The organism is Amycolatopsis sp. La24, from assembly GCF_029087445.1.
Classification (GTDB): Bacteria; Actinomycetota; Actinomycetes; order Mycobacteriales; family Pseudonocardiaceae; genus Amycolatopsis; species Amycolatopsis nivea.
Genome location: NZ_JARACH010000047.1, coordinates 38,112 through 53,211, shown reverse-complemented (window position 1 = coordinate 53,211; position 15,100 = coordinate 38,112). Strand labels below are relative to the sequence as shown.

Annotated in this window: 16 protein-coding genes; 4 read left to right on the top strand and 12 right to left on the bottom strand. The window is 69.9% G+C overall.

Going from position 1 to position 15,100, the window contains the following annotated elements:
- Positions 1 to 4 precede the first annotated feature (4 nt).
- The 5 genes from PUT80_RS33140 to PUT80_RS33120 all read right to left on the bottom strand — a co-directional run bounded on the left by PUT80_RS33140 (position 5) and on the right by PUT80_RS33120 (position 4,182).
- Positions 5 to 553 (bottom strand): NADH-quinone oxidoreductase subunit B, encoded by a 549-nt coding sequence (locus PUT80_RS33140; RefSeq protein WP_009072052.1) that lies wholly within the window; start codon positions 551 to 553, stop codon positions 5 to 7.
- A gap of 4 nt (positions 554 to 557) precedes the next feature.
- A complete protein-coding gene (locus PUT80_RS33135; protein ID WP_037818926.1) occupies positions 558 to 968 on the bottom strand; it encodes an NADH-quinone oxidoreductase subunit A in 411 nt (136 codons plus the stop codon).
- A 557-nt stretch (positions 969 to 1,525) separates the two neighbouring features.
- Positions 1,526 to 2,818, bottom strand: coding sequence for a geranylgeranyl reductase family protein (locus PUT80_RS33130; protein WP_275294517.1), 1,293 nt, complete (start codon positions 2,816 to 2,818; stop codon positions 1,526 to 1,528).
- A 10-nt stretch (positions 2,819 to 2,828) separates the two neighbouring features.
- Positions 2,829 to 3,518 carry a demethylmenaquinone methyltransferase gene (locus PUT80_RS33125; protein ID WP_037818876.1) on the bottom strand — a complete coding sequence of 230 codons (690 nt, stop codon included), beginning with the start codon at positions 3,516 to 3,518 and terminating at the stop codon, positions 2,829 to 2,831.
- Between the two features lie 10 nt (positions 3,519 to 3,528).
- Positions 3,529 to 4,182: a DUF4386 domain-containing protein gene (locus tag PUT80_RS33120; RefSeq protein WP_275294516.1), complete on the bottom strand. Its 654-nt coding sequence runs from the start codon at positions 4,180 to 4,182 to the stop codon at positions 3,529 to 3,531.
- Between the two features lie 81 nt (positions 4,183 to 4,263).
- On the opposite strand from PUT80_RS33120, the gene PUT80_RS33115 reads away from it, so the two are divergent.
- A complete protein-coding gene (locus PUT80_RS33115; RefSeq protein WP_275294515.1) occupies positions 4,264 to 4,722 on the top strand; it encodes a MarR family transcriptional regulator in 459 nt (152 codons plus the stop codon).
- A 10-nt stretch (positions 4,723 to 4,732) separates the two neighbouring features.
- On the opposite strand, the gene PUT80_RS33110 is transcribed toward PUT80_RS33115, so the two are convergent.
- A complete protein-coding gene (locus tag PUT80_RS33110; protein WP_275294514.1) occupies positions 4,733 to 5,836 on the bottom strand; it encodes a glycosyltransferase in 1,104 nt (367 codons plus the stop codon).
- Positions 5,837 to 5,839: 3 nt separating this feature from the next.
- Positions 5,840 to 6,910, bottom strand: coding sequence for a glycosyltransferase family 1 protein (locus PUT80_RS33105; RefSeq protein WP_275294513.1), 1,071 nt, complete (start codon positions 6,908 to 6,910; stop codon positions 5,840 to 5,842).
- A 224-nt stretch (positions 6,911 to 7,134) separates the two neighbouring features.
- Here PUT80_RS33105 and PUT80_RS33100 point away from each other — a divergent pair, with 224 nt between their 5' ends.
- Positions 7,135 to 7,968, top strand: a complete 834-nt coding sequence (locus PUT80_RS33100; protein WP_037818869.1) for an inositol monophosphatase — start codon at positions 7,135 to 7,137, stop codon at positions 7,966 to 7,968.
- Positions 7,969 to 8,044: 76 nt separating this feature from the next.
- On the opposite strand, the gene PUT80_RS33095 is transcribed toward PUT80_RS33100, so the two are convergent.
- The 5 genes from PUT80_RS33095 to menD all read right to left on the bottom strand — a co-directional run bounded on the left by PUT80_RS33095 (position 8,045) and on the right by menD (position 12,912).
- Positions 8,045 to 8,509: a DUF3592 domain-containing protein gene (locus PUT80_RS33095; protein WP_275294512.1), complete on the bottom strand. Its 465-nt coding sequence runs from the start codon at positions 8,507 to 8,509 to the stop codon at positions 8,045 to 8,047.
- A 9-nt stretch (positions 8,510 to 8,518) separates the two neighbouring features.
- Positions 8,519 to 9,193, bottom strand: a complete 675-nt coding sequence (locus tag PUT80_RS33090) for a hypothetical protein (RefSeq protein ID WP_275294511.1) — start codon at positions 9,191 to 9,193, stop codon at positions 8,519 to 8,521.
- 57 nt (positions 9,194 to 9,250) lie between these two features.
- The gene (locus tag PUT80_RS33085; protein ID WP_275294510.1) at positions 9,251 to 10,768 is read right to left on the bottom strand and encodes a M1 family metallopeptidase; all 1,518 of its coding nucleotides are present in this window, start codon (positions 10,766 to 10,768) and stop codon (positions 9,251 to 9,253) included.
- Positions 10,769 to 10,859: 91 nt separating this feature from the next.
- The gene (locus tag PUT80_RS33080) at positions 10,860 to 11,204 is read right to left on the bottom strand and encodes a hypothetical protein (RefSeq protein ID WP_200864430.1); all 345 of its coding nucleotides are present in this window, start codon (positions 11,202 to 11,204) and stop codon (positions 10,860 to 10,862) included.
- A 31-nt stretch (positions 11,205 to 11,235) separates the two neighbouring features.
- A complete protein-coding gene (menD, locus tag PUT80_RS33075) occupies positions 11,236 to 12,912 on the bottom strand; it encodes a 2-succinyl-5-enolpyruvyl-6-hydroxy-3-cyclohexene-1-carboxylic-acid synthase (RefSeq protein WP_037818922.1) in 1,677 nt (558 codons plus the stop codon).
- 93 nt (positions 12,913 to 13,005) lie between these two features.
- On the opposite strand from menD, the gene PUT80_RS33070 reads away from it, so the two are divergent.
- Positions 13,006 to 13,929, top strand: a complete 924-nt coding sequence (locus PUT80_RS33070; protein WP_037818864.1) for a 1,4-dihydroxy-2-naphthoyl-CoA synthase — start codon at positions 13,006 to 13,008, stop codon at positions 13,927 to 13,929.
- Positions 13,930 to 13,942: 13 nt separating this feature from the next.
- Positions 13,943 to 15,082 carry an o-succinylbenzoate--CoA ligase gene (gene menE, locus PUT80_RS33065; protein WP_275294509.1) on the top strand — a complete coding sequence of 380 codons (1,140 nt, stop codon included), beginning with the start codon at positions 13,943 to 13,945 and terminating at the stop codon, positions 15,080 to 15,082.
- Positions 15,083 to 15,100: the final 18 nt, after the last annotated feature.

Sequence of the window (15,100 nt, the reverse complement as noted above, 5' to 3'; positions counted from 1 at the left end):
GTGCTCACTTCTTCGCGTACTTGATCGAGGACGGGATCAGCTCGGTACGGGCCCCGCTGGCCGCGCGGATCGCGGCGCGGCGGGCGTTGATCGGCTCGTCCTGGATCTTGGCGTGCAGCTTGAGGATCGCGTCGAGCAGCATTTCCGGCCGCGGCGGGCACCCCGGCAGGTACATGTCGACCGGCACGATGTGGTCGACGCCCTGCACGACGGCGTAGTTGTTGAACATCCCGCCGGACGACGCGCAGACGCCCATCGAGAGGACCCACTTGGGCTCGGCCATCTGGTCGTAGATCTGGCGCAGGACCGGGGCCATCTTCTGGGTCACCCGGCCGGCCACGATCATCAGGTCGGCCTGGCGCGGCGTCGCGGAGAACCGCTCCATGCCGAACCGCGCGATGTCGTAGCGCGAACCGCCGACCGACATCATCTCGAACGCGCAGCAGGCGAGCCCGAACGTGGCGGGCCACAGCGAGTTCTTGCGTGCCCAGTTGACCAGTCCCTCGAGGCTGGCAAGAAGGATGCCGTTGGGGAGTTTTTCTTCGAGGCCCATGGGTTCAGTTCCAATCCAGGCCGCCGCGCCGCCACACGTAGGCGTACGCGAACCCGACCGTCACGATGAACAGCACGATCTCCACCAGGCCGAAGACACCGAGTGCGTTGGCGTTCACCGCGAACGGGTAGAGGAACACCATCTCGATGTCGAACAGGATGAAGAGCATGGCCGTGATGTAGTAGGCCACCGGCATCCGGCCGCCGCCGACGAGCGGCTGCGGCGACGGTTCAATGCCGCACTCGTAGGCAGCGGTCTTCGCGCGGTTGTACCGCTTCGGCCCGACGAGCGGACCCAGCAGCACGGAGAACACGGCGAACCCCGCCGCGAGCACGAAAAGCAGAACGAGCGGCAGATACACGTTGAGTCCGGGCGCCGCCGGTCCGGGATCGGCCTGCGCCAGCACGGGCACCATCAGCACGGGGTCTTCGCCATCCTTTCCGCGCCGCTGCGGGTTGTTCTCGGGTGGTGGTCCGAGTTCTCGGTTGCGCACCCTAAGGGAGCTGGGTCACACCGCCGAGGGTCAGGGCGCCCTTACGGCCCGTGTCCGACCCACCACCTGCTTGTGAAATAGTTCACAAGCGACGAGTCGCGGTTGTGAAGCGATTCACAAAGCATGGGGGGAGTGTAGGACGTGAGTCACACTCTTGTCCCGAGGGGTTATGGACTAAGGCAGCCCTAACTAGACAGAACGATCCCCCAGGCCCACCCCCGCGCACAATCGCGAGACCAGCGGTAAAGCCCGATTCAAGAACCGCGCCGAGCAGAACCCCCGACTCGATCTTGTGACGTATCACACTGACCGGCCGGACAACCATTGCTCCACCCGGGTAATGCTCCGGCCCCGGAACGCCCGTGCCGCCCCGAAACCTGGCTCCCGAACGCCCTCGTCACGCCCGGCCCAGAACGCCCCAATGTGGCATTGGGTGCATGTCACGCACCCAATGCCACATTGGGGCGGGTGGCGAGAGGTCAGCGCGGGCTGGGGGTGACGCGGGCCAATGCCGCGATCAACCGATCCACCCCATCGCCCCCACGAGCGTCGTAACACCCGGAAAGCCCCTTGTACACCAAGGGAAGAATCTTGTTGACCCGCAACCCGTACTTGGTAGCCGCGTGCATGATCTTCGGCTTCCCGATCAACTTCGCGAACACGTTCCCCAGCCGGTAATACCCGCCCATCAGCTCGCCGACAGCACGGGGATACCCCTCCAACGCCCGCTCCCGAGACGGCCCCTCCGGCCGAGCCAACGCCTGCACCACAGCCTCAGCCGCGAGCTGCGCCGACTCCATCGCCGCCGAAATCCCCTCGCCGTTGAACGGGCTCACCATCCCCCCGGCGTCGCCGAGCAGCAGCAGCCCGTTCCGGTAATGCGGCGTCCGGTTGAACCCCATCGGCAACCCGGCCCCGCCGACCTTGCCGATGGCGTTCTCCTCGCGGTACCCCCATTCCTCAGGAGTCCCGTCAAGCCACTGCCGCAACAACGCGCGATAGTCGGTGTTCCGGAACGACGCCGAGGTCGACAGCATCCCCAGCCCGACGTTGACCGTCCCGTCCCCCAACGGAAACGCCCACCCGTACCCAGGCAGCAGCTTCGGATCCCGAGGATCAGACCGGTCCCACAGCTCAAGATGACCCTCGATGAACGGGTCATCATGCTTGGGACTCTTGTAGTACCGCCGAACCGCGACCCCCATCGGCCGCTTCTCGTTCTTGTCGATCCCCACGCTCAACGCCAGACGCGCCGACACCCCGTCGCAAGCCAGCACCAACGGCGCCCGATAACTGACCGGCGTCTTCTCCGGCCCGACCTTCGCCTCAACCCCCACGACCCGGCCGGAAGCATTGGTAATCGCCCCCGTGACCGTGGTCCGCTCGTACAACCGAGCCCCAGCCTTCACCGCGGTCTTCGCCAGCAGGTCATCAAAGTCGTGCCGAGTACGCGAGACGCCGTAAGGCGGGTAATCAGTGAGATCCGGCCAATCGAACTCCAGCGTCAGATCCCCGGTGAGAATCCGCAGCCCCCGGCTCCGCACCCAGCCCGCTTCCTCGCTGGTGTCCAGACCGAGGTCGATCAACTGCTTCACACCCCGCGGCGTGAGCCCGTCCCCGCACACCTTCTCGCGCGGAAAGACGGTCTTCTCCAGCAGCAGCACGTCCACCCCGGCGCGCGCGAGGTAGGTGGCCACGGTCGAACCAGCCGGTCCAGCCCCGACCACGATCACTTCGGCGTCGTGGTCCGGGCTGCGGCGCGAAGTCGTCATGCCGCCGAGTTTAGGCAGGCTTGCGCGCTCGGTGGATCGCGACGACGCCGAATGTGAGGTTCAGCCACTCCACCTCGGTCCATCCGGCGCTCGCGATGATCTCGCCGAGCCCGCGCTGATCAGGCCAGGCGAGCATCGATTCGGCCAGGTAGGAGTAGGCCTCGGGGTTGGTCGAGGACCGGCTGCCGACCCAGGTGAGCAGCTTGAGGACGAACCGCCGGTAGATGAACCGGATGGGGGCGAAGGTGGGCGTCGACACCTCGCAGATCACCAGCCTGCCGCCCGGTTTGACCACCCGCAGGATCTCCGCGAGCGCGCCCTTGGTGTCGACGAAGTTCCGCAGCGCGAGGGAGATGGTGACGGCGTCGAAGCTGTTGTCGGCGAACGGCAGGCACATCGCGTCCGCGGCGACCATCGGCACCTTCCGGTGCAGGCCCGCCTTGAGCATCCCGACGGAGAAGTCTGCGGCGAGGCACCAGGCTCCGCCGCGCGCGTACTCGACGGTGGACACCCCGGTGCCCGCCGCGAGGTCGAGCACCTTCTCCCCCGGTTTGGCGTCCAGCACGCGCGCCGTGGTGGTGCGCCAGCGCCGGTCGAACCCGAACGTCATGAACGAGTTCGCCCGGTCGTAACCGGACGCGACGCCGTCGAACATCGCGGCGACTTCGTGCGGATCCTTGTCCAGGCTCGCTCGGGGCATGGGTCCGAGATTAGTCCGTCCGTGCCGCGCGGTCGCGCGGGAGCAGGACGCTGGCGGCGACCAGCCACGCCAGCCCGCCGAACCGGCCGACCGGGATCAGCGGATACAGCGCCGGGGTCAGCAGCGACAGCGAGGCGAGCACCGCGGCCGCGGCGACCACCAGCCCGGCGACCGACAGCCAGCGCGGCAGCAGGTTCAGGAACAATGCGGGCACCGCGATCCCGGCGATCAGCAATGCCAGCGGCACCACGAAGCCCGGCCCGCCGGACGCGAACGCGAGGCTGGTCAACGCGCGCGCCACCGCCGGCGTCTCGCTGGACTGCGCGGCGGTCCAGGTGATCAACCCGCTCATCGCGAGCGCGGCCGCGGACAGCACGCCGCCGGTCAACCCGATCACCGCGCCCGGTGCCGCGACGCCGAGCCGCCGCTGTCTGCGATAGGCGGTCGCGGCCCAGACCGCCAACGGAACCGACGCGCCGAACACCGCGAACGCGAGCAGCTGCACAACGCCCTGGTTGCCGCCGATATACGCGGCGACCTCAGCCGCACTGGAATCCGGCCGCGTCCCCGTCGCCCCGAGCACCGCCGACGCGACGGTCAGCGCTCCGAACGCCAGCGCCGGTGCCAGCAAGGGCGGACCGCCCTGCCGAGTCATGGTCGTCATAGCAAACCTCCAGGTCAATTAGTTTCACTAGTGTAACGATTACACTGGCGTAATGGATTGTCAAGCGATACGGTTCAGGGCATGCAAGGACCTCCGCAGTTCGGCAGCGCTTTCCTGCTGGCCCAGCTGGGCGCACACGCGACCCAGCGCTTCGCCGAACGCGTCGCGGACCTGGGCCTGACCCCGCCCCAGACCGGCCTGCTCCGGGCGATCGCGCGGCGGCCCGGCGAGAGCCAGCAGGCGCTGGCCGCGGAACTGGGCACGCCGCCGACCCGGCTGGTCGCCCTCGTCGACGGCTTGGAGCAGCAGGGCCTGATCGAACGCCGTCGCAATCCGCAGGACCGGCGCCTCTACGCGGTTTTCCTGAGCGACAAAGGCCAGGAGACGATGGCCGCACTCGCGAAAGCCGCCACAGCACACGAAGACGAGATGATGGCCGCACTGTCCACAGAGGAACGTTCGGTGCTGCGCGACCTGCTGGCCCGAGTCGCCGCCGACCACGACCTAACCCCCGGCGTCCACCCCGGCTACCGCGGCTAGTTGTCCTTTGTCAGCCCAGCGCGGCGAGCATTCCGCGGACTGAGTTCGGCCAAGCGAACTCCTCCGCCCGCGCCCTCGCGGCTGCCCGCCGGATCTCTTCAGGACTATCCAGCAGGCCGGTCACCGCGCTGGCGAACGCGGGCGCGTAGTCATCCACCGCCGCCCCGCACCCGGGCCGCACGATCTCCCGCAATGCCGAGGACGCCGAAACCACTACCGGCGTACCGGAAGCAAGCGCCTCCAAAGCCGCTAGCCCGAACGTCTCATGCGGTCCCGGAGCCAGCGAAACATCCGCGCTGGCCAGCAATCGAGCCACCTCGCCGCGTCCAGCCAAGAAGCCGAGGAACGTCACCGGCAAGCCCCGGGCCCGCCGTTCCAATGCCCGTCGTCGCGGACCGTCCCCCGCAATCACCAACCGCACCCGCGCGCCGGACTCAGTCAGCTCGGCGACCGTATCCACGCTCCGCTCAACATGTTTCTCCGGCGACAACCGACCACAATGGACAATCAACGCGTCGGCACCGCCAGCCAGCGCCGACCGCCACCCGGAATCCCGCATCGACGGCGCGAACGTCGCCAGATCCACCCCTAGCGGCACCCGCCGGACGTTGGGCGCGGCGATCCGCTCGAACTCCGCGTGTGCGAAGGCTGTAGTGCACACCACCGTGTCGTACGACGCCGCCATCCGCCGGTTGGCGGCATCCGCGACGTGCCGGGCCATCGCGCCGGGCAGCAAAAACTGTTCCAGCAACCGGTCCAGCCGCTCGTGCGAAATGACCATGCTGGGCACGCCGTTCCGCCGCGCCCAGACGCCCATCCCGCGCAGGGTCAACCGGTCGGACACCTCCAGCCGGTCCGGTTCCAGCCGCCGCAGCACCGCGCGGACCCGCTGCGGATCGACCGCGCGGTACCCGCCGGTGCCGGGAATTTGCAAGGCAGGCAACGAATACCGGCACACCCCGGTCGGCAGGCTTTCCACCGCGTACCGCCGCCCCGGCACGACCAGCGTCACCCGGTGCCCGCTGGCGACGTACCCCGCGCCGAGGTGGTTCAGCGCGGTCCGCAGCCCGCCGGACCGCGGTCCGTAGAAGTTCGCCAGCTGGACGATGTGCATGGCTCAAGCCGCACGCGCGACTCGGCCCTGTACCGCTTCGTAGTGCCCGACCAACTCCCGGCACACCGCGGGCCACGTCCGGCCCAGAACCACTTTCCGCGCCTTCTCGCCCAGCCGGGCCCGCAACGCCGCGTCGCGCAGGTCGTTGACCTTGGCAACCAGCGCCGGGCCGAACGCCTCCCGGTCAGCCGGCAGCAAATACCCGGTACGGCCTGGCAAGACGAGATCCTTCGGGCCGCCCGCGTCCGGCGCGAGCACCGGCAGTCCGGACGCCATCGCCTCCTGCACCGCCTGACAGAACGTCTCGTGCGGTCCGGTGTGCACGAAAACGTCGAGGCTCGCGTACGCGACCGAAAGCTCGTCACCGTACTTCGCGCCGAGGAAAGCCGCGCCAGGCAACCGTTCCCGCAACGACGGCAGCTCAGGTCCGTCGCCGACGACGACCACGCGCACGCCCGGCATCCCGGCCAGCACGGTCAGCCGGTCGACCTCCTTCTCCGGCGCGAGCCGTCCGACGAACCCGACCAGCAGCTCGCCGTTCGGCGCGAGTTCCGCGCCCAGCGCCGGATCCGCGTGCGCCGGGGAAAACCGGCTGATGTCCACGCCGCGCGCCCAGCGGTGCACGCGCGGAACGCCGTGCAGTTTCAGCTGTTCGATCGAGTCCGACGACGGCGCGAGCGTCCGGTCGGCCCGCGAGTGCAGGCGGCGCACCCAGCGCCAGGCCGCCCGCGCGCCGATGCCGAAGCCGTACGACGTGGCGAACCCGGCGATGTCGGTCTGGTAGACGGCGATCGACGGCACCCGCAGCCGTCTGGCCGCGGCGAGCCCGCGCGCGCCGACCACGAACGGCGAGGCCAGGTGCACGACGTCCGGGCCGAAATCGGCCAGCGCGGTCAGCACGGTGCGCGTCGGCAGGCCGATCGGCAGCGAGTTCACGCCGGGGAAGTCCAGCGCCGGAATGCGGACGACCGGCGCGCCGCGGTAACTCGCCGGACCCGGTCCCGGGGCGACGACCAGCACGTCGTGCGCGGATTCGACCAGGTGCTCGACGACCCGCAGCACGGAATTCGTCACGCCGTTCACCTGGGGCAGGAAACTTTCGGTGACTATGGCGACTCGCACGGCGTCACTGTCGCAAAACCGCAGGCAGGGCGGGCCAATCCCGCGTAACCGACCGGCCAACGGTGGCGAAACACTCCGCAGCGTCCGCGCCCGGGCGCCGACCGTCGAAGAATTCGCCACGACATGTCATCTTCCGGTCGTGTCCCGGACACCAGGAACGCCCAGACTAAGCAGGCATGACCCTCTTGTCCTCCAGGCCGTCGCGGCCCGTGGAACCCGGGCTGCTCTCCCGAGCACTCGAGGTCGCGGGGCGGCTGGCGAACGACGCCACCGACGTGATCACCGCGACCGCGGGCCGCGGCGCGCACCCGGCGACGCTGGATTCGCCGTTCGACTGGGTCACCGACACCGATCGGATCCTGGAACGGCACACCCGCCGCGTGCTGACCGCGGAGTTCCCCGGAATCCCGGTGGTAGGCCACGAATTCGGCGCCGACCACGGCGCGGACGTCGCGGAGTACCGCTGGGTGGTCGACTCCGTGGACGGCACCGCGAACTACGTCGCCGGAGTGCCGTGGTGCGCCTACAGCCTCGCCCTGGTCGACGCGAGCGGCCCGGTGGTGGGCGTCGTCGCCGACCCGTACCGGGCGCAGATCTACGCCGCCGCCCGCGGCCGGGGAGCCCGCGCGAACGGAAAACCGCTGAAACTGGTCGACCGCGCGGGCACCGCCGGAGCGATCGTCTGCACCGAACTGGCGCGCAAGGGCCCGTGGCCGGGAATGGGCGAGTTCATCGAACGAGCGGCAGCCGCCCACACCGGGGTGCGGGTGCTGGGGTCGGCCGCCCTGTCGATCGCCCAGGTCGCGCTGGGGCACGCCGCCGCGGCGGTGCTGCACAGCTACCACGAATGGGACGTCGCGGGCTCAGTCGCAATGGCGATCGAGGCGGGCGCGGTGGTGCTGGACAAACATGGCGAGGACGCTGCCCTGCCTACCGACGGACTGCTGGTCGCCGCACCCGGCGTCGCCGACGAAGTACTCGGCTGGTGGCAGGAAACCGCCGGAACCTGAAGTTCGTGAGGGCCACCCTGAGGGAATCTGATTCCCTCAGGGTGGCCTTCACGAACCGTGCCGAGCCACCCGAAGCTCACACCTTCGCGGGGATCGGTTCCGGAGCGGACGCGGACCGGTCCCGCTTCATCAACCGGCGCAACCACCACAGCAGCGGGCCCGCCACCAGCCACGTGATCAGCACCGTCATGCCCACCGGCAGCAGCGTCAACGTCGCGGTCCGGCCGGCGACCCTGGTCAGCTCGGGGTTCGTCGCGTCGTACTCGATCGCCACCAGCTGGCCGGCGGCGAGGCCCGACGGGTACAGCACCCCGGTCGGCGGGCTGTGCACGATGCCGTCCGGGGTCTGGTACTGGATGATCGTGCGGTCGAAGGCCACCGACTCGACCGTCGCGTTCGCCGTGCCCAGGTGCGATTCGATCGCGCTGTCGTTGCGGAACGCGGCGAAAACCAGGCTCACGCACATCACCGTGAGCAGCACAGCCACGCCCAGCACGGCGAACCACGCGATCCGCCGTGCCTTCACACTCCTGGCTGCCACACCGAGAGTTTAGTCGGGTGCACCGACCAGCTCGGCACTCGGCAGCCAGTGCGCCCGGTACAGCACGTGCAGGTTGTACGAGTTCACCAGCAGCTGAGACGTCCAATGCAGCTGAAAACACTTGTGCTGCGCCGATTCCTCGCCCGGAGCCGAACCAGGGGCTCCGAACGCGAGGTCGAAGAAGTCCTCGGCGGTGTGCCGGAAGACCGCCGGGCTGCCGGTCAGGAACATCGTGTTCGCGTGGAACCGGTCGAGCAGCCGGTCCCGGATGGGCCATCCCGGCCAGTCGATCGGCCGCCGATCGGCCGGGACCCGCACCGTATGCGGCCGGGACGGGCCGAGCGCTGCCCGCAGCCGCGGCCACTGCGAGGGGCGCAGGTGCGCGGTGTGCTGGCTCAGCACGAGATCCAGCGGACGACCGGCGAACTCCGGTTCCTCGGGAATCCGGCCGGTGCGCAACGGCAGGTGGATGATCGTGTGCCGGGACCGCGAGGCCAGCAGCCACAGCACCCCGATCCGGTACGCCGCGCCGCGGTCGACGTACATCTCCACGTGCGACATCTCCGTGCCCGGAGCGACCTCGAACAACAGCGCGGTGTCCAGAACGGGATCAGGGCGCAGCACCCGCCACTCCCGGCCGTCGAGCCGGGCGTGGCGGAGCTGCGCCCGCACTTTCATGGCCACGGAAATCCTCCTCCTGGAGCGGAACTCTCCAGGATCCCGCGGCCAGGCAAGCGAATTTCAGTGCCGCTCAGCCGCCGCCAGCGCGCGGTGGTTCGCCTGGATCTGGTCCCACGCCTTCGGCTTCGCCGGAACGGCGGCGAACGCCTTGGCCGCCGCGACCGTCCCATTAGGACCGACGGCGGGCTTCCCCTTGGTGAACAACCAGGTCTGGAACAGCTCCTGCAACGGCTTGCCCGACACCTTCTCGGCGAGCGCGATGAAGTCCGGGATCACCGCCGCTTTACCGGCCTTGGCCGTCTGCCACTGCTGGAGGATCGAGAAGAAAGCCTGGTCGCCGACCGTGGTGCGCAACGCCTGCACGGCCATCGCGCCCCGGTCGTACACCGCGCGGTCGAACTGGTTCGGCTCGCCCGGATCGCCCGGCAGGACCTGCCAGAACGGGTCGTCGGCGGCGTAGGAGTCGTACGCGTACTGCGCGAGTTCCGCGGTCGTGCCCTCGCCCTGGTGCTCGGACCACAGGTACTCGGCGTAGGACGCGAAGCCCTCGTTCAGCCAGATGTCGCTCCACTTGCCCAGCGAAACGTTGTCGCCGAACCACTGGTGTGCGTTCTCGTGCGCGATCAGCGTGGTGTTGGAGCCGGCTGCGAAGTTGCGCGCGCCGTAGGTCGGCCGGGTCTGGTTTTCCAGCGAGAAGGTGATCCCGCTGGTCACCACGCCGCCCTCGGCCTCGAACGGATACGGCCCGAACTGCGACGCCAGGAACTCGTCGACCTCCGGCGTCCGCTCCACGCTCGCCTTGGCCGCGTCGAGCGAATCGCCGAGATCCGACCCGTAGGCGGTGATGAACGGCTTGCCGTCCGGCGTGGTGGACTGGACCACGTCGTACTTGCCGACGATGAACGACGTCAGGTAGGTCGCCTGCGGTTTGGTGCTGCGCCAGTTCCACCGCGTCCAGCCGGCCCGCTTCTTGGTTTTCTTCACGAGCGTGCCGTTCGAGATGGCGGCGAGCCCGTCCGGAGCCTCGATCGACACGTCGTAAGTCGCTTTGTCGGTCGGGTGGTCGTTGGAGGGGAACCACCACTGCGCGCTTTGCGGCTCGTCGACCCCGAGCGCCCCGAACGCGCCCTTCTTCCACGTGTTCAGTCCGCCGACCTTCTCCGTCGACGGGCTGTCGGAGTAGCTCACGACGACCGTCGCGGACTGGCCCTTCAGCAGCGGCTGCGCCGGCGTGATCACCAGCTCGCCGTCGCCGTTCTGATTGGTGAACTGCGCGGGCCGGTTGTTCACCAGCACCTTCGACGCCTTGAGCGCGAAGTCAAGGTCGAAGCGCGACAGGTCCTGGGTGGCGGTGAGCAGCAGCGTCGTGGTGCCCGACAGGACGTCGGTCTCCGGCTGGTAGCTCACGCGGATGTCGTAGTGCTGCACGTCCGTGCCGCCGTTGCCGGCGTTCGGGTAGTACGGGTCGCCGACCCCCGGCGCGCCCGGTGCCGGCACTGCCGAGGCGGTGCCTGCCAGCAGCACCGTCGCGACTCCAGCCGCAACCGCCCCGATTCCGGCCCGAGTTCTCGATCGCATGGTTCCTCCAAGGTGGCCAATGCGACCGAACGTATCCACGTGAGCACCCCACAGGTACGTCCGAACGACGGGTTCTTACCCACTGGGAAGATCATCCGGATTCGGCGATCCACCACGCGATGGCGATCGGGATGCCGTACAGGATCGGGCCCGCGTACAGCCCCGGCCACGGTCCCCAGCCGCGCCGCACGGCGAGCCCGGCCATCGCGAACGACCCGGCGATCGCCGCGAACCAGCCGACCCACGGCAGCGACGCGACCGCCTGCTGCCCGGCCGCGCTGCAGATCGCCCTGCTGTCCCCGGCGAAGCAGTTGTCGCTGGCCATCACCAGAAACGACGAGAAATACGAGCACACCAGCCCGATCAGCGCCAGCGCCGCCACCGCCGCGCTGAACCAGGCCCACCGGCCTCGCGGGCGCAGGTCCGCCTCGTTCACGAAATCCCCCATATTCACCGGCCCCCGCCGGTTAAACCGTCCCCACCGCTTCCGCGACCGCGGACTTCAGCCGCGCGTGGAGATTCCGGTGCTGCGCCCGGTCGACCCGGACCTCGACGACCCGCAGGCCCGGCGCGGGCCGCAGCGCGGCACGGAACTCTTCGACCGTCTCGGCCAGGACGTGCGGCACCCGGTAGCCCGCACAGAGCGCACCCAGATCCGCGCCGTGCGGCGTGCCGAAGACGCGCTCGAAGCTCGCCGAGTGTTCCGGCGCGCCCTGCTCCAGCAGCGAGAAAATGCCGCCGCCGTCGTCGTTCAGCACCACGATCGTCAGGTCCGGCAACTGCTCCGCCGGACCGGTGAGCAGGCCGGACGCGTCGTGCAGGAAGGTCAGATCGCCAAGCAGCGCGTACGACGGCGCGCGGTGCACAGTGGCCGCGCCGATGGCCGTCGACACCGTGCCGTCGATCCCGGCGACGCCGCGGTTGCGGTGCACCAGGACGTCCGGACGCAGCCGTCCAGCGAGCGCGACATCGCGCGTCGGGTTCGAGGAGCCGACCACCAGCAGCGCGCCTTCCGGCAGCGCGTCGACCAGCTCCGTCGCCACCCGTACGCCGCTCGGCCACGGCTCGGCGGCCAGCGCCGTCGAAACCGCCTGGCTGGCCGCGGCGTCCGCGCGCTGCCAGCTCGCGAGCCACTCTGGGTCCGCGGGCTTCGTCGGTTCGGCGAACCACTGTCCGACCTGGCGGACGTTGTGCGCGGGCGCGGGCCAGTCCGAATCCGGGCGCACCAGCAGCACCTCGACCTCCGGGTCCGACAGCACCTTCTGGACCTGCCGGAACACCGTCGGACGGCCGAGGCACAGCACCTGCTCGGGCCGGTGCCGCGAGATGAATTCCTCGACGCCCAGCAGCCAGGCTCCGGACGACATCGCGGTCGCGCCGGACAGGCCGAGCCCGCCGGTCTCCGAAACCACCGGCCAGCCGTGCTGTTCGGCCCACTCGCTGGCCGCCTGCGCGCCGGTGTCGCACGCGATCACCAGGCCGTGCCGCGCCGAGGGGACCACGAACGAGGGCAGCGCGCCGAAGTCCGGCAGCTCGGTCCAGCGTTCGCCGTCCGGGCGGCCTTCGAGCGATTCGTACCACTCGCCGTCATCGTCGAGGTCCGGCACGAGCGGCTCGCGGAACGGGATGTTCAGGTGTACCGGCCCGCAGCGCCACTCGCCGTACGCGGCGTTCCACGCGCGGCAGATCTGGCTGCGCCAGTAGGAGTTCTGCCCGGCCCGGCGTTCGGCGACGGCCAGCTCGTCGAAGTAGCGGACCGCGTCGCCGTACAGCTCGTACTGGTTGATCACCTGGCTCGCGCCCGCCGAACGCAGCTCCGGCGGACGGTCGGCGGTGAGCACGATCAGCGGCACGCCCGCCCGGTCGGCCTCCAGCACGGCCGGGTGGAAGTTCGCCGCCGCGGTGCCGGAGGTGCAGACCACCGCCGCCGGACGGCCGGTGCGCGCCGCGATGCCGAGCGCGAGGAACGCCGCGCCGCGCTCGTCGATGCGGACGTGCAGCTGCAGCCGTCCCGAAGCGGCGGCGTCGTAGAGCGCGATGGACAGCGGCGCGTTGCGAGATCCTGGACACAACACGACGTGCGACACGGTGTTGCGGACGAGTTCGTCGACGATGACCCTGGCCTGCGCGGTGGACGGGTTCACCGGCAGGCCCCCGTTAAGGAACCGTCCGACGGGCACTCCCCGGGGGCGGCGTCAGGCACAGCGATCATGTCCACAGGTCCTATTCTCCCAAACGTGGATGACGCCCGAGTTTCCGAGCTGTTCGACCCCGCCGCCTGGTCCGAGGTCGAAGGGTTCTCCTTCACCGACATCACCTACCACCGTTCGCGAGATGCCCGCTCCGGCAAACGGGTGGTCCGGATCGCTTTCGACCGTCCGGAGGTCCGCAACGCCTTCCGCCCGCACACCGTCGACGAGCTCTACCGGGCGCTCGACCACGCCCGGATGAGCTCGGACGTCGGCTGCGTCCTGCTCACCGGGAACGGCCCGTCGCCGAAGGACGGCGGCTGGGCGTTCTGTTCCGGCGGTGACCAGCGTATTCGCGGACGCTCCGGGTATCAGTACGCGAGCGGGGAGACCTCGGACACGGTCGACCCGGCGCGGGCGGGGCGGCTGCACATCCTCGAGGTGCAGCGATTGATCCGTTTCATGCCGAAACCCGTGGTCGCCGTGGTGCCCGGCTGGGCGGCGGGCGGCGGGCATTCGCTGCACGTCGTGTGCGATCTCACCCTCGCCTCGGCCGAGCACGCGCGGTTCAAGCAGACCGACGCGGACGTCGGCTCGTTCGACGCGGGCTACGGTTCGGCGGGCCTCGCCCGGCAGGTCGGGCAGAAGTTCGCGCGCGAGATCTTCTTCCTCGGCCGCGACTACACCGCCGAGCAAATGCACCGGATGGGCGCGGTCAACGAGGTCGTGCCGCACGCCGAGCTGGAGCGGGTCGCGCTCGAATGGGGCTGGACGATCATCGGCAAGTCGCCGACCGCGCAGCGGATGCTGAAGTACGCGTTCAACGCGATCGACGACGGGCTCGTCGGACAGCAGCTGTTCGCCGGCGAAACCACCCGGCTGGCGTACATGCAGGACGAGGCCGTCGAGGGCCGCGACGCGTTCCTGGAGAAGCGCGACCCGGACTGGTCCGACTACCCGTACTACTACTGAGAAGGTCGTTTCCGTGCACGTGGTGTGGCTCGACGGCAGCGCCGACGCGCTGACCGCCCTCGACGCGGCCCTGGCGGCTGCCCTCGACGGCGGTCCGGCGGTGCTGCCGCTCAACTCGGCGGATCCGTCGGCGCCGGCGCTGCTCGAGGCGATGGCCCCGGAGCAGCCGGTCGAGCCGGACACCGCCGTGGTGATCGCCACGTCCGGGTCCACCGGAGCGCCGAAGGGAGTGCTGCTGTCGCCGCGTGCGCTCATCGCGTCCGCGACGGCAACGCACGCCCGGCTCGGCGGCCCCGGGCACTGGCTGCTCGCCACGCCCGCGCACTACATCGGCGGCCTGCAAGTCCTGATCCGAGCGCGGCTGGCAGGCACGAAACCGGCGTTCCTGACCGGCACCGGCTTCCGCCCGGACGAGTTCGCCGCCGCGGCCGCGCCGGTGCTCGCGGAGAACGGCCCGCGCTACACCGCGCTCGTGCCGACCCAGCTAGTCCGCCTGCTCGACGACGGCGGCGCCGGCCTGGCCGCCGCGAAGGCCTTCGACGGCATCATCCTGGGTGCCGCCGCCACCTCGCCCGCGCTGCGAGCGCAAGCGGCTGAGGAAGGCGTGCAAATCGTCCCGTCGTACGGCATGAGCGAGACCGCCAGCGGCTGCGTCTACGACGGCGTTCCGCTCGACGGGGTGCGCGTAGAACCCGACGCTGACGAGCGACTGTGGATCTCCGGCCCGGTGCTGTCGCACGGCTACCGCCTCGCTCCGGAACTGACCGCGGAGTCGTTCCGGGAAGGTTCTTTCCGCACCTCCGACCGCGGCCGCGTGTTGGCCGACGGCCTGATCGAGGTGCTCGGACGCGCGGACGACGTCATCAACACCGGCGGGGTCAAGGTGTCCGCCGCCGCGATCGAACGGCTGCTCGGCGCGCAGCCCGGGGTGCGGGACGCCTGTGTCGTCGGGATTCCGGATCCGCAGTGGGGCGAGGCGGTCGTGGCGATGGTGGCGGGTTCGACGGACGAGGCCGCGCTGCGAGCCGCGGTCCGGGCTGAGCTGGGTGCGGCCGCGACGCCGAAACGCGTCGAGTTCGTCAGCGAGTTGCCGTTGCGCGGACCGGGAAAGATCGACCGGCAGGCAGTGGTCGCCGCCCTCCGGACGCGCTGAGCGGGTTCACCGAACGGG